Raw genomic sequence first — 22,811 nt, 5'->3', positions numbered from 1 at the left:
ACTACTTCTGCGGAGTCGAGCGTTCCAGGCATGTCCACATCTACCGTGGCCTACTGGACATCCCTGGATCATCCGCCGCGCGAACGGGGCGCGAGAAGAACATCCTTCCCACACCCCGTTTTCGCGACCGTAACGCTGCCATTACAGCGCCCGGTTGACCATGCCTACGAGGGCCTACTACGAGGTCTTGACCTTGATCGTGCCGTCGTTGATGCCGTCGGTGGCCTTCTTCAGGGCCTCCTGGAGCTTCGCGTTGCCCTTGAACTCCGGGTTCGAGTCCGCCAGGCCGACGCCGCCGGACTTGAGGGAGGCACGCACGACACCGGTCGCGGGCTTGCCGTCCTGGACCGACTTCGCGAGGTTGTAGACCGCGCCCGCGACGTCCTTGGTGGCCGAGGTCAGGATGTACTGCTTGTACGCCTTGAGGGCGTCCTGGCTGTACTGGTCGGAGTCGACGCCGATCGCCCAGACCTTCGCGGCGGCGGCGGCCTCGATGACACCCTGGCCGGACAGGCCCGCGGCGTGGTAGACCACGTCGGCGCCGTCCTCGACCTGGCCCTCGGCGGCGGTCTTGCCCTTGTCGGGGCTGGCGAAGCCACCGTCCTCGGCCTTCTCGGTCAGGTACCGCGAGACGACCTTGACCTTCGGGTTCGTGGCCGCGACGCCCTGCTTGTAGCCCGCCTCGAACTTGTGGATCAGCGGGTTGTCCACGCCGCCGATGAAGCCGACGGTCTTGGACTTGGTGGTCAGGGCCGCGGTGACGCCCGCGAGGTAGGAGGCCTCTTCCTCGTGGAAGACCATGTCCGCGACGTTCTTCTTGTCGATCGTCTCGTCGTCGACGATGCCGAAGGTCGTCTTCGGGAACTTCGCGGCGGCCTCGCCGACGGCCGTGGCGTAGGCGTAGCCGACGCCGATCACCGGGTTGTAGCCGGACTTGGCCAGCGTCTCCAGGCGCTGCACCTTGTCGGCGTCCGACTCGCCGTCGGTGGGCTCGACGGCCTTGGAGCCGTACTTGAACTCACCGGCGGCCTTCTCCATGCCGGCGGTCGCGGCGTCGTTGAAGGACTGGTCGCCCTTGCCGCCGACGTCGTACGCGAGGGCGATGCCCTTGCTCTTTCCGTCCCCACCGCTGTCCGCGGCGTCGGTGGACGTGCCGCCGCAGGCGGCGAGGGCGGCAGTGAGGGTAGCGGTCGCAACGCCCGCAACAGCGATTCGGGACACCCGGCGCATGGAACGTGACTCCTTAGTGCAAGCGCCCATACCAGGCGCAGGTTCCGCCGCAGCGTAACGCGCGTAGACCGGACGGAAAACCCCTTCTGTCCGGTCCGTTATCGAGCTGTGGCCACAGATGGCGTACAGCCTACGGAACGGTGTCTGCCCCTGCGGGGCTTGGGCGGGTTCTTGGGTGCGACCCGGTGGGGGCTGGTCGCGCCGTTCCCCGCGCCCCCCTGCGGGGCTTGGGCGGGTTTGTTGGTGCGGCCCGGTGGGGGCTGGTCGCGCAGTTCCCCGCGCGCCCCTGCGGGGCTTGGGCAGGTTTTTGGGTGCGGCCCGGTGGGGGTTGGTCGCGCAGTTCCCCGCGCCCCTGGGTAGGCGGGGGTTCAGCGGCGCTGTCGGGTGCGGGTGCGTTGTGGTTGAGCGCGCAGTTCCCCGCGCCCCTGGGTGGGTGGGGGGTGAGGTTCGATGATGGGTACGGGTGCGTTGTGGCTGAGCGCGCAGTTCCCCGCGCCCCTTGACGAGTGGGGGTTGGGGTCGGTTGCCTGGTGTAGGGGTGTGGCGGGATGTGTGGCCGCAGCGTACGACGACTCCCACCCACCTCCACGAACGTGGCCGGCCCGACGCGTTTCCGGCTGCGGACGCACGTCCCGACACGCCCCCCACCCGCACCCGACCACCAGCCTCCACCCCCACCCACCTAGGGGCGCGGGGAACTGCGCGACCAGCCACGACGCACCCGCAGACAAACAACGGCCCAAGCCCCGCAGGGCACCGCGCGCCCAGCCCCCACCGGGCCCGCAGACAAACAACGGCCCAAGCCCCGCAGGGCTAGGCCGTCTTTACCGTTACCTTGCCGGTGACTATGTCTTCCTTCGCCTTGTCGACCGCCTCGGCGACCTCCGTCATCGCCCGGTACTTCGGGTTCGCGTCGGAGAAGCCCACCCCGCCGCTCTTCAGGTCACCCCGGTGCTCACCGGACAGCGGCTTGCCGTCGACCACCGACTTGGTCACCTCGTAGACCGCACCGCCGACATCCTTGAGCGCGGAGCCGAGGATCCACTCCTTGGACGCGGCCAGGGCCTTCTGCTTGTACTGGTCCGAGTCCACACCGATCGCCCAGACCTTGTCGGCCGCGGCCTCCTGGATGACGCCCTGGCCCGACAGACCGGCCGCGTGGTAGATCACATCCGCACCGGCCTCGATCTGCCCGCTGGCCGCCTCCTTGCCCATGCTCGGGTTGGCGAACCCGCCGTCCTCGGGCTTCTCCGTCAGGTACCGCTTCTCGATCTTGATCTTCGGGTCGACCGACGCGACCCCCTGCACGAACCCCGCCTCGAACTTGTGGATCAGCGGGATGTCCACACCGCCGATGAACCCGACGTGGTCCTTCTTGCTGGTCTTGGCCGCCGCCACACCGGCCAGGTAGGAGGCCTGCTCCTCGGCGAACACCATGTCGGCGACGTTCTTGGCCTTCACCTGGGCGTCGTCGATGACGGCGAAGGTGATGTCGGGGTACTTGGCCGCGACCTCCTTGACCGCCGGGGCGTAGATGTAGCCGACCCCGATGATGGGGTTGTAACCGGCCTTGGCCATCTGCGTCAGCCGCTGCACCTTGTCGGCGTCCGACTCGCCGTCGCTCGGCTCGATGTCGTTGCCGCCGATCTTGAATTCCTTCCGGGCCTTCTCGAACCCGGTGAAGGCGGCGTCGTTGAAGGACTGGTCGCCCCGGCCCCCGATGTCGTAGGCGAGCCCGATGCCCTTGCCCTGGTAGCCGGACCCGGATCCCGAGTCGGAGCCGGAGTCGCTGCCCGACGACTCGTCGCTGGTCTCGCCGCAGCCGGCAGCCGTGAGGACGACGACCGCGACGGCGACAGCGGCTTGGGAAAGCCTAGTTCTCCGAGAAATCCCGCGCATGAGAGAGCACCCCTTACGTTCCCCAACGGCGCCGTTGCCGACGCTGACTGCGGCGCACAGTAACGCGCGTAGAAGAGGAGGGGAACGGGGTTCATCGCTGCCGTTATCGATTCGTGCCGACGGCTGGTTACGAACGTCCGCCGCCGGTTACGTACGAGTGACACAAGGGGGCGAAAGGGTGCCTACCGGGGCACCCTTTCGCCCCCTCCTCACGTCGGCCGCGTCAGCCTCGTCGGCCCCGGCGTCAGTCCCGGTGTCAGGTCCCGGCGTCAGTCCCGCGTGTCGAGCAGCGCCGCCGCCGTGAACAGCTCCACGCCCACCGTGATGGCCGCCTCGTCCGCGTCGAAGTTCCCCTGGTGGAGGTCCCGCACCGTGCGCTCGCCCGGCGTCCGCACACCGAGGCGGGCCATGGCGCCGGGCACCTGCTCCAGGTACCAGGAGAAGTCCTCGCCGCCCAGGCTCTGCTCGGTGTCCTCCACGGAGTGGGCCCCGAGCCGGGCGGTCATCGCGGCGCGCAGCAGATCGGTCACGTCCGGGTCGTTGACGACCGGGGGCACCCCGCGCACGTAGTCGATCACGGACTTGGCCCGGTGGAGCGTGGCGACCTCGTCGATGGCGGCGTGCACCAGGTCGGGCGCGGCGCGCCAGGCGGCGAGGTCCAGGCAGCGCACGGTCCCGGAGAGTTCGGCGTGCTGGGGGATCACGTTGCAGGCGTGGCCCGACTCGATGCGTCCCCAGGTCAGGGAGAGCCCGGAGCGCGCGTCGACCCGCCGGGCGACGACGGCCGGCACGTCGACGGCGACCCGCGCGGCGGCGGTGACGAGGTCGGTGGTGAGGTGGGGCCGCGCGGTGTGCCCGCCGGGTCCGTCGAGGGAGACCTCGACCCGGTCGCAGGCGGAGGTGATGGGCCCGTAGCGCAGGCCGATGCGCCCCGCGTCGACCTTGGGGTCGCAATGGACGCCGACGATGCGTCCGACGCCGTCCAGGCCGCCGCTCTTGATGACGTCGGGGGCGCCTCCTGGAAGCACTTCCTCCGCGGGCTGGAAGATCAGGCGTACGGCCCGGTCGAGGAGGCCCTTCGCGTGGAGGTCCGCGAGGACGAGTCCGGCCCCGAGGACGACGGTGGTGTGCACGTCGTGCCCGCAGGCGTGGGCCCGGTCGGGCACGGTCGAGCGGTACGCGCACTCGTCCTTCGTGTCCGGGATGGGCAGGCCGTCGATGTCGGCGCGCAGGGCGAGCATCGGGAACGCCGGGTCCGGTACGCCGATGTCGCAGACGAGCCCGGTGCCCGTGTCGAGAACGCGGGGCCGCAGGCCTGCCCGCTCCAGCCGCTCCTTGATCGCGGCGGTGGTGCGGAACTCCTGGTTGCCCAGCTCCGGGTGCATGTGCAGATCACGTCGGAACGCGACAAGTTCGGCGCGCAGCGCCTCGGGCAGCGTGCCGGGAAGCAGTGCTTCCCCGGGCGAGTCGGCCTCGGGCTCTCGGTACATCAGTTGGTTCACCCTCTGAAGGGTAGGGCGACGCGACGGCCAACTGACCTACGATCAACAAAACTTCAACCCGATTGAGGCAGAAAACCTGTCCGCGTGGCGCTTAGGAATTGACTGGCTTGGGTACACTCGCCCGGCTTCTCCAGGGTGCTGGGTCGTGAGCCGGGCCCGGAGGGACCTGGATGCGGTCTTCCCTCTCCGGGACAACCTCCGAGCGACGCAGCCTGTTCCCGGGTCCCGGGAACAGGCTCTCTACGCATACCACGCATTCGGGCCGTCGAACGGTTGCGTTCACCGGCCGGACAGGGTGATTCAGGTGGCCGTGACCGCCGGCAGGCGGTGGACGTCGCGGGCCGTGCCGGTGACGCCCGACAGGAAGCCCTGGGCTCGGGGAGAGGCACCGTCCGTGAGCCAGGCCGGGTCGATGTCGAGGACGGCGACCTTGACGTCCGTGCCGGCCAGGGCGAGCGGCAGGGTGTGCACGACCGTCGAGGGGAAGCTCAGGATCGTCCGGCCGATGGGGCCGCGCCGGGCGATCAGCTCCAGGGGGAGGTCCGGGCGGACGATCTCCAGGCCGGTCTCGACGGCGAGGCGGTGCAGCTTCTCGGGGCTCTCCCTGCGGTGGGCGAAGTAGCGGGTGGCGCCGTAGGTGCCGGCCAGTGACTGCACGGCTTCGAGGTAGCGGTCGGGGTCCACGACGCCCGTCTCCACCAGGGACGTGCCGACCAGGTCGGCGCCCTTGGTGATGCGGGGCGGCCCGAACCGCGCGCGGGTCCAGGCGAAGTCGTTGGCCGTGATGTCGACGCCCTCGGGCGTCTCGGTGATCGGCATGGAGGAGAAGACCTCCACGCGCCGTCCGGCGCCGGGGGTGAGCCGGCGGCGGGCCCGCGCCGAGACCGGTGCGAAGACCAGGTCCCGGGGCCCTGGGCGGCCGCCGCGCCGGTGCCAGCGCACCAGCCGTTCACCGCGTGCGAGCTGGGAGACGAACTCCATGGTCGCGGTCCCGTCGTCCACGACGACCAGGTCGCGGGCGCGGGTGATGGTCAGCAGCAGTTGCACGTACCGCGAGAAGGGGTCGCCCATCACGATGCGCTGTGCGCGCCGCAGCAGCGGGGCGAGTCCGCCGACCGTGTGGAAGGGCGCGCTCGCGCCGCCCCTCGCCTCCTCCCACCGCACTTCGTACCCCTCGTCCCGGGCCAGCTCGGCCATGCGCCTGAGCTGTCCCCGGGTCATCGGGTCGGTGGGCGACAGGACGACGAGGGTGAGTCCGGTGCCGGCGTCGCCGGGTCTGGCGTCCACCGATCTGCCGGGCCTGCCCGAACCGCCGGGCTTGCCGGAGCGGCCGAACCGGCCCGTTCCGCCGGGCCTGCCGGCCCCCAGCTCCGGACCCGGGGGTCCGGAGGTCTCTCCCGTGGTCCTCAGGGCGGCTGCCCTGAGGGCGTGCGCGTGCGCCCACTCCAGGACGTTCAGGAGCTGCACCGGGCTTTCGACGAAAGCCAGGGTGGCGGGTGACTGGGGGCCGGTGGACCCGGCGTGGGGACTCATCGACGTACGACCGTCGCTTCCCTGGATTATTCGGAAGGGGTGGGAGTGGCTCAGACCGCGACCGGCTCGCCTGCGGCGGCGGCGATCTCGGCCTCGGCGACGACGCCCGAGACACGGCGCAGCTTCTTCATCGGGCCCAGCTCGGACTCGTAGACCTTCTTGACGCCGTCACCGAGGGAGGCCTCGATGGTGCGGATGTCGCGGACCAGCCGGGTCAGGCCCTGGGGCTCGACCGAGGCGGCCTGGTCGGAGCCCCACATCGCGCGGTCCAGGGTGATGTGGCGCTCGACGAAGGTGGCTCCGAGGGCGACCGCGGCGAGCGTGGTCTGCAGGCCGGTCTCGTGGCCGGAGTAGCCGATCGGGACGTTCGGGTACTCGGACTGGAGGGTGTTGATGACGCGGAGGTTGAGCTCCTCCGCCTGCGCCGGGTAGGTCGACGTGGCGTGGCACATCAGGATGTTGTCGCTGCCGAGGACCTCGACCGCGTGGCGGATCTGCTTCGGCGTCGACATGCCGGTGGAGAGGATGACCGTGCGGCCGGTGGCGCGCAGCGAGCGGAGCAGCTCGTCGTCGGTCAGGGAGGCGGAGGCGACCTTGTGGGCCGGGACGTCGAACTTCTCCAGGAAGGCGACGGCCTCGGTGTCCCACGGGGAGGCGAACCAGGCGATGTTCTTCGACTTGGAGTACTCGTCGATCTGGCGGTACTCGTCCTCGCCGAACTCCACGCGGTGGCGGTAGTCGATGTAGGTCATCCGGCCCCAGGGGGTGTCGCGCTCGATGTCCCACTGGTCGCGCGGGGTGCAGATCTCCGGGGTGCGCTTCTGGAACTTCACGGCGTCGCAGCCGGCTTCGGCGGCGGCGTCGATGAGCTTGAAGGCGTTCTCCAGGTCACCGTTGTGGTTGATGCCGATCTCGCCGACGACATAGACGGGGTGGCCGGGTCCTGCGGTCTTCGAACCGAAGGTGCGCAGACGGGAGTTGGTGCTCATGGTGAGGGAGTTCCTTAACTGTCGAGGGAGTCGAGAGAGGGGCCGAGGATCCAGCTGGCGATCTCTCGGATCGCGCCGTCGCCGCCGGGGACGGTGGTGACCGCGCGTGCGGCGCCGCGCACGACGTCGTGGGCGCTCGCGACCGCCACGGGCCAGCCGACGAGGGCGAAGCACGGGAGGTCGTTGACGTCGTTGCCGACGTAGAGCACGCGCTCGGGCGCGATGCCCTGTTCCTCGCACCACTGCTTCAGTGCGAGATCTTTCCGGTCGATGCCGTGCAGCACGGGGATCTTGAGCTTCCGTGCGCGGGCGGCGACGACCGGGTTCTGCTCCGTGGACAGGATCAGCATCGTGAGGCCGCTCTTGCGGAGGGCCGCGATGCCGAGTCCGTCCCCGCGGTGCACGGAGACGAACTCCCGTCCGTCGGAGTCGATCAGCACCCTGTCGTCGGTCTGGGTGCCGTCGAAGTCGAGGACGACCGCGTCGATGTCGTCGGCGGTCGGGAGGGCGCCGGGCCGGTTCGCGTCGAAGAGCGGCGCGAGGGCGCGGGCGCGGGCGAGGTCGTGCGGGTCGTCGATCTCCAGGACCCGCGCGGGGTCGGTGCGGACGAGTTCGGTCCGGCCGAAGAAGCGGTGCTTGTGCTCGCGCAGGCCCGCCGCGTCCATGGCGTAGGCGGCGCCGGTCTCCAGGAGGTCCTGGGGCCGGTCCTGGCGGCGGGGGCGGAAGGACTTGTCGTGGTTGACGCCGTAACCGCCGTCCGTGACCGCGGGGTCGGCGACGGTGGTGCCGCCCGCGACGGAGCGGGTGCTCCCGGTGTCGACCACGGCGGGATCGTCGTCGGCGTCCCGCCAGATGAAGCCGTGGAAGGCCGCCACGGTCAGCGCGGTGTCGGCGCCGTTCTCCACGACCGCGCCCGCCACCCCGTCGATGTCCTCGCGGACGATGAAGGGGCTGGTGCACTGCACGAGGAGTACGGCGTCGACGGCGGAGCCGTGCAGTGCCTCGTGGGCGTCCATGGCGTGCAGCACGGCCGCCTCGGAGGTGGCGGTGTCGCCGGCGATGGCGGCGGGCCGCAGCACGACCTCGGCGCCGGCCTCGCGGGCGGCGGTGGCGATCGCCTGGTCGTCGGTGGAGACCACGACGTCCGTCACCAGGCGGGCTGCGCGGCACTCGCGCACGGCACGGGCGACCAGCGGTACGCCGCCGACGGGCAGCAGGTTCTTGGCGGGGACACCCTTGGAGCCGCCCCGCGCGGGGATCACGGCGAGCACCCGCCGCACCGGTTTCACCCGCCCCGCCGCCACCGGTCCCGCTTCCGAGTTGGTCATTGGCTGTACTCCTTGGTCGACGATCGCGTGGCGCGCCCGAAGGGGCGCGGGGCCGTGCCGATGACGGCCGCGCCGAGTGGGCGCGACCGGCCACCACGGGCCCGCAGGTTCAGGACGGCGGCAGGGCCCCGGTCCTCCGGCGTGGCGGGGCTCACAGCTCCCCCATCCGCCGGATGACCGGCGCCACCCGCTGCACCCCGTGCCGGTAGGCACCCCGCGCGGCCCGCCGCACGATCTGCCGCACGGGCCCCGGCTCCCGGTCGGCGTCGGGCGCGCCGGGCAGCGGGCTGCCGTCCGGGGCGAGGTGGTGGCGGGCGAGCACACCGGGCAGGTAGCCGGGCGCGGTGACGGGCGTGTAGTAGGGGGCGAGGGCGGGGAGTTCGCCGCCGCCGAGCAGTGCGGCGATGCGCTCGCGGGCCGCGTCGAAGGCCGTCTCGTACGAGCCGTCGGCGGCCACACCCTGCCGGGCGACCCAGCGCGCGTCGGGCGTCGGGACGTGCCCGTCGTCCAGCTGGTCCCAGGAGGCGAGGCAGCCGGAGCCGACGAAGTGGTGGTTGCCGAGCGACTCGCGCACCCCGAGGTCGGTGAGGACGACGGTGGGGATCCGGCGGTGCAGGGACTCCAGGGCCGCCGTGGAGCTGACGGTGACCAGCAGGTCCGTACGGTCGAGGACCTCGCCCATGTGCCCGTACACGAGGCGGAGGTTGGCGGGCAGGCCGCCCGGGATCCGCTCCGCGAGGCGCTGGTAGGGCTGCTCCTCGATGTGGGTGGTGTGCTCGCCCGGCCTGGACCGCAGCTTCAGCAGGACCTCGCGGTCGGGGTGCAGCCTGGCGTGCTGGACCAGCCGGTTGAGCAGGTACGTACGGTCCTTGCGGCTCTCCGGTACGGAGGGCTGCGCGGCGAAGACGACCGTGTACGGGTCGTGCTTCTCGTACGTGTCGCCGCCGAGGAACGGCAGCGCGACCTCGGTCACCGCGGAGGCGTCGGCGCCCACTCCCTCGTACACGGCGGTGAAACGGTCCGCGTCCTGGCGGGAGTTGGCGAGGACGAGGTCCGCGCCGTGCCGCAGCAGCAGCCCGTCGGCGAGCTTCTCGTAGACGACGCCGACATAGCCGGTGACGACCACGGGCCGCTTGGCGCCGCTCGTCGCGGCGCGCTCCCGCCACTGGTGGGAGAGCCCGTGGAGCATCGCCTGGACGCCGCCGCCGACGAGGGAGAGCACGACGACGTCGTACGCGGCCTCCTCGCTGGCCATCTCCCGCAGGAACTCGGCGGAGGTGACCTCCTTGAGGGAGTCGGCGCGGACGCCGACCTCTTCGAGCTGGCGGGCGGTGGGGGTCGCACGACCCCGCAGGAGGTAGCCGTCGAGCCTGATGTCCGAATCGGCCGGTGCGATACGGTTCGCGGTGAGCGCGCCCCATTTCCACCGGGTGTCGGAATCGGCGAGGACGGCCACTCGCAGGGACTTCGTGGTACTTGCTGGCACACCGAAGACGCTAGGAAGCCATTCCGATCACTGGCCCAACCCAAATACAACAAAGGGTTAACAGCACACCGACGAATGGCGACCCGGGCTCCGATCGGCATACAAAAAGGCTGGGTTCACCATTCCGACACGTGTCGTTCACCTGGCATCTCACCAACGGTCAAGACGAATGCCGGGCCGCCGCCTAACGTCACTCGGGTGGTCAAGCTCTCCGTCATCGTGCCGTTCTACAACGTGCAGCAATATGCACCCGACACCCTGAAGAGTCTGCGCGCGAACGCGCGTGACGACTTCGAATTCATTCTCGTCGACGACTGCTCCCGCGACGAGACGCCGGACATCCTCGCGCGCGCGGAGCGCGAGCTCCCGGGTGCGGTGCATGTCAGACACGAGCAGAACGGAGGGCTGGCCACCGCGCGCAACACAGGCATCGACGCGGCGCGTGGCGAGTACCTCACGTTCCTCGACGGGGACGACTGGCTCGCCCCCGGTTACTACGAGCAGCTCCTCGCCGCCATAGAGGGCCTGGGGTGCGACTTCGTGCGCACCGACCACGTCCAGTGCACCGCGCGGGCCCGCACCGTCCACCGCGTGCCGCACGGCAGGCGCGGCGTCGTACTGGATCCGCGTGAGGCGATCCTGCCGGCCGACCGCTCCACCTCCGTCGACTACGCGTACGCGTGGGCCGGCATCTACCACCGCAGGCTGGCCGACCGGGGCCTGCTGCACTTCACCGACGGGCTGCGCACGGCCGAGGACCGGCCGTGGATCTGGAAGCTGCACCGGGAAGCGGAGTCGTTCGCCACGGTGGGCCTGCTCGGGGTGTTCTACCGGCGCGGGGTCGCCTCCTCGCTGACGCAGATCGGCGACGTACGGCAGCTCGATTTCATCCGCGCCTTCGACCAGGTCGTCGTGGAAACCGCGCAGGACCCGGACGCGGACAAACTGCTCCCCAAAGCCGTACGTACGTATTGCGCGATTATTTCTCATCATCTTGGATCCATGGAAAGGTTCGAGCCGACGGTGGCACGGAAACTGAAGTCGATGAGCGCCGCGGCACTGCGCCGTATGCCCCAGAGCGTCCTCGACGAAGCCCTCGACTCCATGGACGTCCAGCGCGCCACCCGGCTGCGCCGGCTGCGCCGCCGTCCCGCCTCCGCGGGGGTCGCCGCGTGACCACGCAGATCTTCCTGGCGTCGACGCTCTACGGCACGGCCACGCTCGCCGCGGCCCTCGACGCCGACTGCTTCGCGCCCGCCGACCGGCGCATCCTGCTCGTCTGCAACAACGCGACGACACCGGAGACGACACCCGGGGTCGACGAGATGCCCGGCTTCGAGCAGCTGCGCGGGCGGTTCGACGACATCGTGTCGTGGAACGAGACCATCTACCCCTTCCACCCGGGCGGCTGGGCCCCCCGGCTCGACGACGTCCCCCTGTGGGAGCGGCATCTGCGGCTCGCCTGGGGACTGGGCGAGGACCCCGTGGAACTCGCCGTCGAGTCGATCCAGGTCAACCCGGCGCTCGGCGTCACACAGATCTTCACCGGCGCGCCCGTCACCGTCTACGCCGACGGCCTGATGAGCTACGGCCCCACGCGCAACAAGCTCGACCCGCTGGTCGGCACCCGGGTGGACCGGCTGCTCCACCTCGACCTGGTCCCGGGGCTGAAGCCCCTGCTGCTCACCGAGTTCGGCGTGGCGCCGGAGATCGTGCCGACGGACGCGTTCGTGAAGGTGCTCGCCGAACTGGTCGACACGGGTGACGCGCTGCCGTCGATCGACGAACCGGCCCTGCTGCTCGGCCAGTACCTCTCCGCGCTCGGCATCCTCACCCCCGAGGAGGAGGAGAACCTCCATGTGCGGATGCTGAGGGGGGCCGTCGAGCTCGGCCACACCCGGGTGGTCTTCAAGCCGCACCCCTCGGCGCCGTCCCGCTGGACCCGCGACCTGGAGAAGGAGGCCGAGAAGCTGGGCGCCGACCTGACGGTCCTCGCCACCCCGGTCCTCGCCGAGGTCCTCTACCAGCGGATGCGTCCCGCCCTGGTCGTCGGCTGCTTCTCCACGGCACTGCTCACGGCCTACGCGCTGTACGGCCTGCCGGTCGCCCGCGTCGGCACCGAGCTGCTCCTCGACCACCTGACACCGTACGAGAACAGCAACCGCGTCCCGGTGACGGTGGTCGACGCGCTGCTGCCGGACCTGGCCGACCGCGAGGCGGTCACCGAGCAGCGCCGGGGCACCGACGAGAAGGTCCTGACCGAACTCGTACGCACCGTCGGCTACGCGATGCAGCCCAAGATCTACCCGGACCTGCGCCCCGCCGCCGAGGCCTATCTGACGAAGCACCTGGGCACCTACACCTGGCGTTATTTCAAGCGCAAGCGCCTCACCTCGCTCGCGCTGCCCGGCGCGGTCCCGGCGCAGCTGGCGTTCCTCCCGCGCAACGCGACGGTGCGCCGGGTGGCCCGCCGCGCACGCTCGATCAAGAGGGCCGTACGCGGCTGACGCCTTCGGCCCGGCCGAGGCGGGGCGGGGCGGGGCGGGGTGTTACGGGGTGTTGTTGCGGTGCGGTGCGAAACAAAGGCATGAGAACGAAAGGAGAGGCACGGGCGAAACGGGGAGCAAGGATAACGGCGGGTGAATTCATGGGGTCCGAACGGGGAATCGTCGGCTCTTCAACCAGGGCTTACCTGTGCGTCGCACTAGTGTGCTTATGCGTCAACTGAGGCCTTCCTGTGGCCCCGGGTCACGGAAACACCACGGCCCGCAGTGCGCATAAACCACTGACGGCCGTTGAGGGGAAACCCGTGACCGAAACCCCCGAGGACACCCGCGCGACATCCGTGGGCACGCTGACGCGCACCGTCCTCCCGACATCCGAACCCGCCCCGCCCCTCCCACCGGAACCGCCGCAGCCGAAGCCGCGGGAGAACCGGCTGCGCGCCCTGGACGGGCTGCGGCTGATCGCCGCGCTGATGGTGGCGGCGTACCACTACGGCGGCCGCGGCGGCGAGGTCGGCAAGGCGTGGGGCAGCTCGCCGCAGCTCCAGTTCCCCACGCTGCACACCTGGTTCGCGTACGGCTGCCTGGGCGTGCAGATCTTCTTCGTGATCAGCGGCTTCGTGATCTGCATGAGCGGCTGGGGCAAGCCGCTGCGCTCGTTCTTCGCCTCCCGGGCGTCCCGGCTGCTGCCCTCGTACTGGGCGGCGGTCATCCTGGTGACCGCGGTCTTCGCGCTGCCGGCGGTGGCGTACAAGGCGGTCTCGCCGAGCGACGCGCTGCTGAACCTGACGATGATGCAGCAGCCGCTGGGCGCGGACCGGGTGCTGGGGGTCTGCTGGACGCTCTGGGCCGAGGTCCGCTTCTACGCGCTGTTCGCGCTGTGCATCGTGCTGCCCGGGGCGACCCGGCAGCGCGTCATCCTCTTCTGCGCGGGCTGGACCCTGGCCTCGGCGATCGCCGAGGCCGCGAACGAGCCGCTCCTCGACCTCGTCCTGATGCCCGAGTACGCGCCGTTCTTCATCGGCGGCATAGGCCTCTACCTGGTCCACCGCAACCGGCACGACGCACACGCCTGGGGCATCGTGCTGGTGAGCTGGCTGATCGGGCAGCACTACGCGATGCGCGGACTGTGGCACGCGCCGAACCCGGACTTCTTCTCCTACCGCAGCTCGTTCGGGATCGTCCTCGTCGTCACGCTGGGCTTCGTCGCCGTCGCCGCGATCGCTCTCGGCTGGCTGAACTGGGCGAACTGGCGCTGGCTGACCTTCGCGGGTGCTCTGACGTACCCCTTCTACCTGGTGCACGAGCACCTGGGCTGGGTCGCCATCGAGACGTTCCACCGGCGGCTGGACATCCCGTCGTACGGGACTCTGCCCCTGACGGTCCTGTCGATGCTCACCCTGGCCTGGCTGCTCAACCGGTTCGTCGAGAACCTGCTGGCACCACGGCTGCGCTCGGCGCTCCTGAAACGGCACTGACCGACCGCGGGGCGCCGGTGGGCCGACCGGGTGGCCGGACGGCGGTATCGGCCTCCCGGTGAACTCGCGGCGACGGTCGTGCGAACAGTGTTTCCGACACCCAAGGTCCAGCTGTAAATCGAACCTAGTGTGCTGTGTGCTGATGTGGCCGAATGCGTACGGAGTTGACCGTACGTGTGCGGTCTCAGTGGTACTGCCATCACCCGGAGGGGGGAACCGAGGCGCAGACGCGGCGTACGGGGCGTCGGTACTCCCCCTTGCGTATCGGATGTGCCCGGCCAACGGGCGATGCGACGAGTCATGCACCGCACCCGACGCACCCGATATCTGTGGGGGTCACAGAGCCATGCGCACACTGCTCACCACCAAAGTCGCCCGGCGCACGCTGCGCCCGATCGCCGATCTCATCGATCAGCGCATCGACCGGCGGATCCGGCACTCCCTCGCGGGTGACACCGAGAAGGGGTCGCGCGAGCTGGCCTCGCTGCGGAACCGCCAGCGCCCGCTCGAACTGCTGCTGGACGGAACCGGGCGCGGTGTGTCACGGCTCCCCGCGCAGGTCCACCTGGACCGCGCGATCGCCGAGTTGGCCTCGGTGACCGGGGACAGGACCGGCGCCGAGCGCAACATCGCCCAGTCGTTCCGCCTGCTGATCGCGCTGGAGTCGCTCGGGGTCGGCCGTATCGCCGGCGGCACCATGAACATCTGCGGCAAGCTCTCCGCCGTGCCGCTGCTCGATCCGCCGAACGACGAGATCCTGGAGATCGGCACCCTGTACGGGATGTTCGGCGCGGCCCTGATCCGGATGATGGAGCGCTCGGGGCGCGACCCGCACCTGACGATCGTCGACCCGCTGGCGGGGCTGCAGCTGCAGCCCGGCACGACCGAGGGCGCCGATCCGACGGGCGTGCCGGTGCGCGGGGCGGCGGTGCGCACCAATCTGAGCCTGGTGGGCGCGGCGGGTGCCGCGGCCCGGGTCCAGCAGGGCTTCTCCGAGGACCCCGAGGTACGCGCCCTGGTCGCCGACCGCAGTTACGGCGTGATCATCGTCGACGGCGACCACTCCGCCGCGGGGGTCGGCGCGGACCTGGAGTGGGCCGAGCAGATCGCCGCCCCCGGCGGCATCGTGGTCCTCGACGACTTCGGCCACCCCAAGTGGCCGGGCATCAAGGAGGCCTACGAGAAGCACATGGCCACCGACACCCGCCTGAAGTTCCTCGGCCAGGTGGCGAACTCGGGCTACTTGCGCGCGACGTGAACCCTGCCGGGCGGGCAAGCAGGTATCCGGTGGCCTGGTGGCCCGACGGGACCACCAGGCCACCGGGCCTTCGGGCTGGCAGACCACCAGGCTGCCCGGCCATCAAGCTGCCGCGCCGACGCACCGCCGAATTGCTGGACTGCCGGATCGCCGGACTACCGAGCCGCCGGCCACCAGGGTCATCGGGAGCGACGAAGCCATTCCGGTTCGCCGAGGCAGGCCCATCGGGGCCGCCGGGTCGCTGGTCGCGTCACGTGTCGAGTCGGCGGGGGAACCGAGGCAACGGCCGAGGCCGCCACCCCCCACAGGAGAGGCCCCGGCCGTCGCGCGGCACGGGCCGCGCGGCGGCCCGTACTCTGCTCAGCGCCGACGGTGCGTTTTGTGTCACACCCCCTGCCGCAACGAGTTAGTTGCAAGTTGTACGGACATGGACGCGCCCCGGTTTCAAGCCGTAACGTGCATTTCGCGCCGGATGCGGGGCAGGACCGCAACCATCGACCGAGAGACCACGACGGAGAGAACCCGGTCCGCGAGAGCGGTGCCGGCCGGGCGCAATAAGGGGCGCGGTGCTGGGGGACGACGCGGAGCTGACCGCCGCGGTGCTGGCCGCACAGTACGGGGACGAGACCGCGTTCCGGACTGTCTACCGAGCTGTGCACCCACGGCTCCTGGGATACGTACGGACGCTGGTCGGTGACCCGGACGCGGAGGACGTGACGTCCGAGGCCTGGCTGCAGATCGCCCGGGACCTGGAGCGGTTCAGCGGAGACGCCGACCGGTTCCGCGGCTGGGCCGCCCGGATAGCCCGCAACCGCGCGCTCGACCACATACGCATGCGCGGCCGGCGCCCCGCGACGGTCGGCGACGAGGGCGAACTCACCGGCAGGGCCGCCGAGTCCGACACCGCGGGCGAGGCCATCGAGGCCCTCGCCACGGACAGCACCCTCTCCCTCATCGCCCAGCTCCCGCAGGACCAGGCGGAAGCCGTCGTGCTGCGCGTCGTCGTCGGCCTCGACGCGAAGACCGCGGCGGACACCCTCGGCAAACGGCCGGGCGCCGTCCGCACGGCGGCGCACCGCGGTCTGAAACGCCTCGCGGAGCTGCTCGGCCCGGATGCGGAATCCACGAGTTCCCTGACCTCGGTCCCCCCACAGAGACCCCCGCACGCGGAACCGCGTACCCGCGCGGTGACGTCCGCAGGTGTGACGCATACGCCTTCGCGGACGCAGAAGGACATGTGATGGCCGACAAACACTGTGTCTCCCCGGGGGGCGACCCCTGGATCTCCGACCGGTGGCTGGACCGCGACGCGGCGGAACGACTGCTGCGCGGAGAGCCGCTCGAAGCCGTCGACGCAGACATCCGGGACCGGGCCGACCGGCTCGCCGAGGCGCTCGGCTCCCTGGGCGCGCAGGTCACGCACAGCGCGCCGGCCGATGCCGAACTCCCCGGTGAGGCCGCCGCGTTGGCCGCTTTCCGCACGGCGCACACCGGCCGGAGCGCCCAGCGGATCCGCAGCGGCGAGACGGCGGGCGTCGTCCCGTCCGCCGGTACACGGCCCTCCGCGGCAGCCATGGCCCCGAAGGACGCAAGGACCTCGAAGACCTCGAACGGCCCCTTGGACGCGGGGCTCGTCCGTATCGGCCGCTCCGCCACGGACCGCCGCGTCGCCTCCCTCTGGGGCCGGCCGGTCCGTTACGGACTCGCCGCCGCGCTGGCCGCGGGGATGATCGGCGGGGTCGCCGTGGCCGCGACCGCCGGTGTGCTGGCCTTCGGCGGCGACCACGAACCGGAACCGGGCGCCTCCGCGACGGCCGCCGTCACCCCGGACCGCCCGCTCCTCACACCGTCACCCCGCGAGAGCCACGGCGACGACGACGCGCCACGCCCCGAAGGCAGCGCCGGCGCTTCGGCGGGCGAGAGCCCCGCGCCGCGCGGCGAGGCACGCGAGGACACCGGTACGGGCACGGGCGCACAGCCCGACCCGGAGGGCACCGGGCACGAGGGCCGGTCCGGTCAGCGCTGGGCCAGGCTCGCCTCGGCCTGCCGCGACTACCGCGACGGCCACCTCGACCCGGGGAGCAGACACACCCTGGAGGATGCCGCCAGGGGCGCCGAGCAGGTACAGAAGTACTGCAAGGTCATCCTGAAGGACTCGAACGTCCGCGACTCGGACGAGGAGTGGGGCGACCCCAGGTCCGGGCACGGCGACAGCGGCGGCGACGGCCGGGACGGGGACGACCGCGGTGGTGACGGCCGCGGTGACGGTGAGAGCGGCGACGACGGCAGCGGTGGTGACAGCGGTGGCGACGGAGACGGCCCCGGCGACATAGGCACGGGCACGTTCCGCGGCGACACGGACGCGGTGACCCCGACCCCGCGGATCAGCGCCCTGACCGTGCAGGAGTCCCTGCCCGCCGTGCCGTCATCGGCGACTCCCCGCGTCTGACCTGCGACTTCGGGCCGGCTTCGGGCCGACTTCGGACCGGCTCCGTTCCGTCTACACGCTTCTGCCGTACCGGTGTGACATTTTCAGCCGCCCGGACGCAGTAGTAAGCAGCCGACTGGTCATCGGCTGTCGCACGAGCCGGGGTTCCCCCCGTACCCACGGCTCGGCGCACAGAGTGCGGGCGGGACACGTTCCCCCGGTCCCGCCCGCACTCGCACACTTCTTCCCGCGCCTGCGCCTCACCAGTAGACGACGACCTTGTCCCCATTCCTGACCTGCGCGAACAGTGCCGAGATCTTCGCCTCGTCCCGGACGTTCACACAGCCGTGCGAGGCTCCGTAGTAGCCCGTCGCCGCGAAGTCCGCGGAGTAGTGGACGGCCTGCCCGCCGCTGAAGAACATCGCGTACGGCATGGGCGAGTCGTAGAGCGTCGACACATGGTGGCGCGACTTGAAGTAGACGTTGAAGACGCCCTCGCGGGTGGGTGTGTACTGCGCGCCGAAGCGCACCTCCATCGTCGAGACCGTCCGCCCGTCGACCATCCAGCGCAGGGTCCTGCTGGTCTTGCTGACGCACAGCACCCGGCCCGTCAGACAGCGCGGGTCCGGCTTCGCGGCCGGCTGGCCGCCGGACGCGTACAGCTCCCACTTGCCCGGCTCGTGGGTCATCCGCAGCAGCCGCTGCCAGGTGACCGAGTCCGTCGTGCCGGTCTCCGGCAGGCCCCGTTTGCCCTGGAAACCCCTGACCGCGTCGACCGTCGAGGTGTCGTACGTCCCCGTCGGGCCCTCGTAGAGCCACAGCACCTGGCGCAGCCTGGCCTGCAACTCCCTTACCTCGCCGCCCCGGTCGCCCGGCGACCAGAGGACCTCGGGCGGGGGCTGCGGGACGGACTTCGCGGACTTCGCGGGCTGCGGAGGCCGCGACGGCTGTGACGGCCGCGATGGCCGCGACGGCTTCGCGTCGTCGGCGGAGCGGCCGGCCGACGACGACGCACCGGCTGCCGACGACGGACCGCCCGACGGTGACGTCCCGGCGGCCCGTGGCTTGCCCGTGGCCGGGTCGACGGTCTGGACGGTGCATCCGCTCACCACGGCGAGCGCCGCCGTGACCACCATCGCCGTCGCCGCCGTGGCCGCCGCGGCTGATCTCCGCATGCCTGATCCACGCATTTGAACCCCCACCTCCGCCGCCCCCGCCAGAGATGGTTCCCCCGTGCGCCCGCTCACGAACCAGACGGCACCGGCGGGCTCCCGACGGCCCGGCCCGACCCGGTGACGGCGCCCGTGCGGGTCGCGTACTCGCTCAGGCCCTCGGCCGTCGTACCCGCCCAGCCCACGTACCCGTCGGGGCGGACGAGGAACACCCCGGTGCCGTACGCCTCGTACGCGGGGTACCGGACCGTGCGGATGCCGGGGAGGTCCGGTACCTGCGCGTCCGTGCCGACCGTGAGCAGTGTCCAGTGCGGGCCCCGGAAGGTGTCGAAGAGCCGCACCCCGCCCCGGGTGCCGTCCGGTGCGCGGTCGCCCGCGTGGAGGGCCTCCTCGGGCAGGCCGTCCCGGGTCTCGACCGCCAGCGAGGAACCCCGGTAGCCGAGGCCCAGTTGCTGGGTGGCCGCGCCGCGCCGGAGTTCGCCGCGGTGGATGCCCGTGGACAGGCCCAGCATCTGCGCGGCGACGGGCAGCCGCTCCTCCTCGTACGAGTCGAGCAGGGCGGCCGGGGCCTCCCCCCGGAGGACGGCCGTGAGCTTCCAGCCCAGGTTGTACGCGTCCTGGACGCTGGTGTTGAGGCCCTGGCCGCCGGCCGGCGAGTGGACGTGGGCCGCGTCGCCCGCCAGGAAGACCCGGCCCTGCCGGAAACGGTCCGCCATCGCGGCCCGCGGCCGGAACTCGGAGGCCCAGCGGACCTCGGTCACGTCGTCCGGGGCGAGATGCGTCCGCGTGGCGACCAGTTTGCGGATGCCCTCCAGGGACAGGTCCGGCTCGGCGGACGGGTCGGCGAAGCCGGCCGCCAGCTGGAAGTCCTCGGTGTGCGGGAGGGGGCAGATCCCCAGGAAGCCGCCCCGCAGGCCCCGGCTGCCCCGGCCGCCCTGTTCGCCGGTGCCCTCGGCCGCGTCCTCGACGGGCGGGAAGAAGTGCCAGTTGTCGCGGTCGAGGCCGGTGACGCGGATGTCCGCGACCAGCGCCGGAGCCGGGTCCACCGTCTCGCCGGTCATGCCGATGCCCAGGGAGCGCCGCACCGCCGAGCGGCCGCCGTCCGCGGCGACGACATGACGGGCCCGTACGGGGGCGCCGGAGGCGAAGCTCGCCGTCACACCGTCGGCGTCCTGGTCGAGGCCCACCAGCTCCCGGCCGAAGGCGACGTCCCCGCCCAGCTCCTTCAGGCGGGCGTACAGGATCTCCTGCGTCCGCCACTGCGGCACCATCAGCGCGAAGCCCGCGTACGGTTCGGCCTCCGTCGCCGCCACCTCGTCGAACATCCGGTGCTCGCCCTGCCGCTGTCCGTCCTTCCAGATCATTCCGACGGGGTACGTGCCGCCGCCCGCCAGGAGCGCGTCCAGCACGCCCAGGTCGTCGAAGACCTCCTGGGTGCGGGGCTGGATCCCCTTGCCCCGCGAGCCGGGGAAGAGGCCGTCGGACCGTTCCACGACGAGCGCGCGGGTGCCCCGCCGGGCGAGGTCGACGGCGAGCGCGAGTCCGGTGGGGCCCGCGCCGACGATCAGCACGTCCGGGTGAGTGGCCATGGCAAGTCTCCTTAACGTCGTTAAGTTCTCGGGTGCCCCCAGAGTGGCCTTAACGCCGTTAAGCTGTCAAGCGTGAACACCGAACGCCGAGCCCCCCTCGACCGCAAGCGCGTCGCGGACACCGCCCTGGACCTGCTGAACGAGGTCGGCCTCGACGGCCTGAGCCTGCGGGCCATCGCCAAGGAGCTGGACGTCAAGGCGCCCGCTCTGTACTGGCACTTCAAGGACAAGCAGGCGCTGCTCGACGAGATGGCGACGGAGATGTACCGCCGGATGGTCGCCGCGGTCCCGCTCGACGCACACGACACCTGGCAGGAGCGACTGCTCAGGTCGAACCGCGGTCTGCGCGCGACGCTGCGCCGCTACCGCGACGGCGCGAAGGTCTACAGCGGCTCCCGCTTCACCGGGGTCGAGCACGGCGAACAGATGGAGGAGACGCTGCGCCTGTTCACGGCCGCCGGCTTCACCCTCGCCCAGGCGGTCCGCGCCGCCTCGACGGCGTACCTCTACACGCTCGGGTTCGTCACCGAGGAACAGGGCGTCGAGCCGCTGCCGGGCGACCGCCGCGAGGGGTACGACATGGCCGAACGCGCCCGTCTGATGGCCGACTTCCCCTTGTCGGTCCAGGCGGGTGCGGAGCTCTTCGCGGACTACGACCGGCACTTCGAGGAGGGGCTGGCGCTGGTGATCGCCGGGATCGAGACGGCGTACCGCACCGGGTGAGCCGGAGCCGGAGCGGCCCTGGCCCACTCACCGGGACTTCGGGACCTTCGTGTTCTTCGGGTTCTTCGCGCCGGCCGTGCTCTTCGGGTTCTTCGCGCTCTTCGGGTTCTTCGTGGAGCCGTTGCCCTGGGTCTTGGACGGCTTCGCCGATGTCGCCGGCTCGGCCTTGTCCGCGTTCTTCTTCTCCTTCGCCTCCGCGGCCCGCGCCAGCACACCCGCGCAGTACGCCTCCACTCCGTCCTCGCCGCCCGCCGCCCGGATCAGCCGCTGCCAGGCGGTCGAATTCAGGGCCTTGCCCCGTCCCTTGACGGAGTCGTACGCACGGCAGTGGGCCACGGTGTCCTGAGCGGTGGAGGGGCGGCCGGGCGGACCGCCGGAGGCGGTGGCGGAACCGTCGGGCCGCCCCGGTCCAAAGGGGCCGGACGGACCGGGCGCACCGGGCCCGGTGTCGGCCGGGGCGCTGCTGGACGGCCGGGGCCGATCCCGCTCGTGCCTGTCGTCGTCCGGTCCGGAGCCCGGTCCCGAACCGATGGCCGCCAACGCGACCCCGCCGAGCGTCACGCTCGCCGCCAGCGCGATCAGCGTCGCCCGCACCGGCCGGCCGCGTCGCCGTTGGGCCTCGGGCCGCCAGTCGTCCCCCCGCCGGGAACGGGCCGCCGCACCGTGCGCCCCCGCGTCCCGTGCCTCCCGGAACGCGGCCAGGGCCCGCTTCTCGCCGCCGGGGTCCACCGCCGCGCCCCGGCCGGTGGCGGCGAGCAGCGCGCCGAGGGCGGGCGGGACCTCGAACAGGGGATCACCGCCCTGATCGCCCGGGTCACCCTGGTCGGCCTGGCCGGCCGGCCCGGAGTGCCCGGAGGCTGCGGAGTCCGCGGAGGGTGCGGAAGGTGCGGTCCGGTGGTTCGGGCGGGCGGCGTCGCCCTCTCGTTCACCCATGTCCGCACCCACGTCCGCATCCACCCTCGCCGCCCAAGGACCGCCTGTCGTTCATCCCGACTCCCCCAGCGTCCCGGGCCCGTCTTCCGTCACACCCTCGGCCGTCACACCCTCGGCCGCCGCGCCCTCCGCGTCGAACCGGTGGGCCAGCCGCTTCAGGCCCCGGTACGCGGCGGTGCGTACGGCGCCGGGGCGCTTGCCGAGGACCCGCGCGGACGCCGGACCGTCGAGGCCGACGACGACCCGCAGCAGCACGGCCTCGGCCTGGTCGCGCGGCAGCGTGGAGAGCAGGTCGAGGGCGTACTGCGTGCCGAGCGACTCCAGGGCCTGGTCGTCCGTGCGCTGCGCGGCAGGGAGGTCGAACAGCGACTGTTCGACCTCGGAGGCCCGCGGCCGCACCTTCAGCCGCCGCAGATGGTCGAGGGCCCGGTGCCGGGCGATGGTCGCGGTCCAGCCGCGGAACCCCGCCCCGTCCCCGCGGAACCGCCCCAGGTCACGGGCTATCTCCAGCCACGCGTCCGACGCCACGTCCTCCGCCTCGCCGCCGACCAGCCCCCGCAGATACCCGAGCAGTCCGGGCTGCACGATCCGGTACGCGACCGCGAAGGCCTCCTCGTCCCCCTGCTGCGCCCGCGCGACCGCCACACCCAGGTCCCCGTCGGACGACCGCACGCGGCGGAACTCCCCTCCCTGGCCCAGCACTTCCTTCGTACGCACCGGAGCACGCATCGCCGTACGCGCCACCGTACGCACCTCACA

18 protein-coding genes are annotated in these 22,811 nt (G+C 71.6%); 7 read left to right on the top strand and 11 right to left on the bottom strand.

Translation table 11 applies throughout. The annotated features are described in order from the left end of the window. Positions 1-177: 177 nt before the first annotated feature. The 7 genes from ACLVWQ_RS19665 to ACLVWQ_RS19635 all read right to left on the bottom strand — a co-directional run bounded on the left by ACLVWQ_RS19665 (position 178) and on the right by ACLVWQ_RS19635 (position 9,967). Positions 178-1,230, bottom strand: coding sequence for a BMP family lipoprotein (locus ACLVWQ_RS19665; protein ID WP_414110195.1), 1,053 nt, complete (start codon positions 1,228-1,230; stop codon positions 178-180). A gap of 813 nt (positions 1,231-2,043) precedes the next feature. Beyond that, positions 2,044-3,129 (bottom strand): BMP family lipoprotein, encoded by a 1,086-nt coding sequence (locus ACLVWQ_RS19660; RefSeq protein ID WP_414110194.1) that lies wholly within the window; start codon positions 3,127-3,129, stop codon positions 2,044-2,046. 269 nt (positions 3,130-3,398) lie between these two features. After that, positions 3,399-4,619: an amidohydrolase gene (locus ACLVWQ_RS19655; RefSeq protein ID WP_414110402.1), complete on the bottom strand. Its 1,221-nt coding sequence runs from the start codon at positions 4,617-4,619 to the stop codon at positions 3,399-3,401. Between the two features lie 312 nt (positions 4,620-4,931). Further along, entirely contained in the window at positions 4,932-6,164 is a 1,233-nt protein-coding gene (locus tag ACLVWQ_RS19650) for a hypothetical protein (RefSeq protein ID WP_414110193.1), read from the bottom strand. 50 nt (positions 6,165-6,214) lie between these two features. Continuing rightward, positions 6,215-7,153 carry an N-acetylneuraminate synthase family protein gene (locus tag ACLVWQ_RS19645; protein WP_414110192.1) on the bottom strand — a complete coding sequence of 313 codons (939 nt, stop codon included), beginning with the start codon at positions 7,151-7,153 and terminating at the stop codon, positions 6,215-6,217. A 14-nt stretch (positions 7,154-7,167) separates the two neighbouring features. Further along, entirely contained in the window at positions 7,168-8,481 is a 1,314-nt protein-coding gene (locus ACLVWQ_RS19640) for a cytidylyltransferase domain-containing protein (protein ID WP_414110191.1), read from the bottom strand. 151 nt (positions 8,482-8,632) lie between these two features. Continuing rightward, on the bottom strand, positions 8,633-9,967 hold the full coding sequence (locus ACLVWQ_RS19635) for a DUF6716 putative glycosyltransferase (RefSeq protein ID WP_414110190.1): 1,335 nt from the start codon (positions 9,965-9,967) through the stop codon (positions 8,633-8,635). A 198-nt stretch (positions 9,968-10,165) separates the two neighbouring features. Between ACLVWQ_RS19635 and ACLVWQ_RS19630 the strand changes: the two genes are divergently transcribed. The 6 genes from ACLVWQ_RS19630 to ACLVWQ_RS19605 all read left to right on the top strand — a co-directional run bounded on the left by ACLVWQ_RS19630 (position 10,166) and on the right by ACLVWQ_RS19605 (position 17,656). Further along, positions 10,166-11,143, top strand: a complete 978-nt coding sequence (locus tag ACLVWQ_RS19630; RefSeq protein WP_414110188.1) for a glycosyltransferase family 2 protein — start codon at positions 10,166-10,168, stop codon at positions 11,141-11,143. Beyond that, the gene (locus ACLVWQ_RS19625; protein WP_414110187.1) at positions 11,140-12,474 is read left to right on the top strand and encodes a polysialyltransferase family glycosyltransferase; all 1,335 of its coding nucleotides are present in this window, start codon (positions 11,140-11,142) and stop codon (positions 12,472-12,474) included. The genes ACLVWQ_RS19630 and ACLVWQ_RS19625 overlap by 4 nt, the downstream gene beginning before the upstream one ends. 302 nt (positions 12,475-12,776) lie before the next feature. Then, entirely contained in the window at positions 12,777-13,949 is a 1,173-nt protein-coding gene (locus ACLVWQ_RS19620; protein ID WP_414110185.1) for an acyltransferase family protein, read from the top strand. Positions 13,950-14,295: 346 nt separating this feature from the next. Beyond that, a complete protein-coding gene (locus ACLVWQ_RS19615; protein WP_414110184.1) occupies positions 14,296-15,207 on the top strand; it encodes a class I SAM-dependent methyltransferase in 912 nt (303 codons plus the stop codon). Between the two features lie 566 nt (positions 15,208-15,773). Continuing rightward, positions 15,774-16,448, top strand: a complete 675-nt coding sequence (locus ACLVWQ_RS19610) for an RNA polymerase sigma factor (protein WP_414110183.1) — start codon at positions 15,774-15,776, stop codon at positions 16,446-16,448. After that, the gene (locus ACLVWQ_RS19605; protein WP_414110182.1) at positions 16,448-17,656 is read left to right on the top strand and encodes a hypothetical protein; all 1,209 of its coding nucleotides are present in this window, start codon (positions 16,448-16,450) and stop codon (positions 17,654-17,656) included. Before ACLVWQ_RS19610 ends, ACLVWQ_RS19605 begins: the two co-directional genes overlap by 1 nt. A gap of 239 nt (positions 17,657-17,895) precedes the next feature. Here ACLVWQ_RS19605 and ACLVWQ_RS19600 read toward each other — a convergent pair whose 3' ends face one another. Further along, on the bottom strand, positions 17,896-18,810 hold the full coding sequence (locus ACLVWQ_RS19600) for a L,D-transpeptidase family protein (RefSeq protein ID WP_414110181.1): 915 nt from the start codon (positions 18,808-18,810) through the stop codon (positions 17,896-17,898). Between the two features lie 68 nt (positions 18,811-18,878). Beyond that, positions 18,879-20,396, bottom strand: coding sequence for an FAD-dependent oxidoreductase (locus ACLVWQ_RS19595; RefSeq protein WP_414110180.1), 1,518 nt, complete (start codon positions 20,394-20,396; stop codon positions 18,879-18,881). Between the two features lie 72 nt (positions 20,397-20,468). On the opposite strand from ACLVWQ_RS19595, the gene ACLVWQ_RS19590 reads away from it, so the two are divergent. Then, entirely contained in the window at positions 20,469-21,119 is a 651-nt protein-coding gene (locus ACLVWQ_RS19590; RefSeq protein WP_414110179.1) for a TetR/AcrR family transcriptional regulator C-terminal domain-containing protein, read from the top strand. Between the two features lie 27 nt (positions 21,120-21,146). On the opposite strand, the gene ACLVWQ_RS19585 is transcribed toward ACLVWQ_RS19590, so the two are convergent. Then, positions 21,147-22,052, bottom strand: a complete 906-nt coding sequence (locus tag ACLVWQ_RS19585) for a hypothetical protein (RefSeq protein WP_414110178.1) — start codon at positions 22,050-22,052, stop codon at positions 21,147-21,149. Positions 22,053-22,103: 51 nt separating this feature from the next. Beyond that, the gene (locus ACLVWQ_RS19580; RefSeq protein ID WP_414110401.1) at positions 22,104-22,751 is read right to left on the bottom strand and encodes an RNA polymerase sigma factor; all 648 of its coding nucleotides are present in this window, start codon (positions 22,749-22,751) and stop codon (positions 22,104-22,106) included. Positions 22,752-22,811: the final 60 nt, after the last annotated feature.

Source organism: Streptomyces sp. CWNU-52B (assembly GCF_047444975.1).
Taxonomy (GTDB): Bacteria; Actinomycetota; Actinomycetes; order Streptomycetales; family Streptomycetaceae; genus Streptomyces.
The sequence above is the reverse complement of the archived record's forward strand: the minus strand, read 5'-3'. Positions and strand labels throughout refer to the sequence as shown.

Bases quoted from the DNA above. Each gene is read 5' to 3' on its own strand.
- ACLVWQ_RS19650 (WP_414110193.1), bottom strand. From the start codon at position 6,164: ATGAGTCCCCACGCCGGGTCCACCGGCCCCCAGTCACCCGCCACCCTG.
- ACLVWQ_RS19655 (WP_414110402.1), bottom strand. From the start codon at position 4,619: ATGTACCGAGAGCCCGAGGCCGACTCGCCCGGGGAAGCACTGCTTCCC.
- ACLVWQ_RS19640 (WP_414110191.1), bottom strand. From the start codon at position 8,481: ATGACCAACTCGGAAGCGGGACCGGTGGCGGCGGGGCGGGTGAAACCG.
- ACLVWQ_RS19660 (WP_414110194.1), bottom strand. From the start codon at position 3,129: ATGCGCGGGATTTCTCGGAGAACTAGGCTTTCCCAAGCCGCTGTCGCC.
- ACLVWQ_RS19600 (WP_414110181.1), bottom strand. From the start codon at position 18,810: ATGCGGAGATCAGCCGCGGCGGCCACGGCGGCGACGGCGATGGTGGTC.
- ACLVWQ_RS19605 (WP_414110182.1), top strand. From the start codon at position 16,448: ATGGCCGACAAACACTGTGTCTCCCCGGGGGGCGACCCCTGGATCTCC.
- ACLVWQ_RS19585 (WP_414110178.1), bottom strand. From the start codon at position 22,052: ATGGGTGAACGAGAGGGCGACGCCGCCCGCCCGAACCACCGGACCGCA.
- ACLVWQ_RS19595 (WP_414110180.1), bottom strand. From the start codon at position 20,396: ATGGCCACTCACCCGGACGTGCTGATCGTCGGCGCGGGCCCCACCGGA.
- ACLVWQ_RS19645 (WP_414110192.1), bottom strand. From the start codon at position 7,153: ATGAGCACCAACTCCCGTCTGCGCACCTTCGGTTCGAAGACCGCAGGA.
- ACLVWQ_RS19615 (WP_414110184.1), top strand. From the start codon at position 14,296: ATGCGCACACTGCTCACCACCAAAGTCGCCCGGCGCACGCTGCGCCCG.
- ACLVWQ_RS19665 (WP_414110195.1), bottom strand. From the start codon at position 1,230: ATGCGCCGGGTGTCCCGAATCGCTGTTGCGGGCGTTGCGACCGCTACC.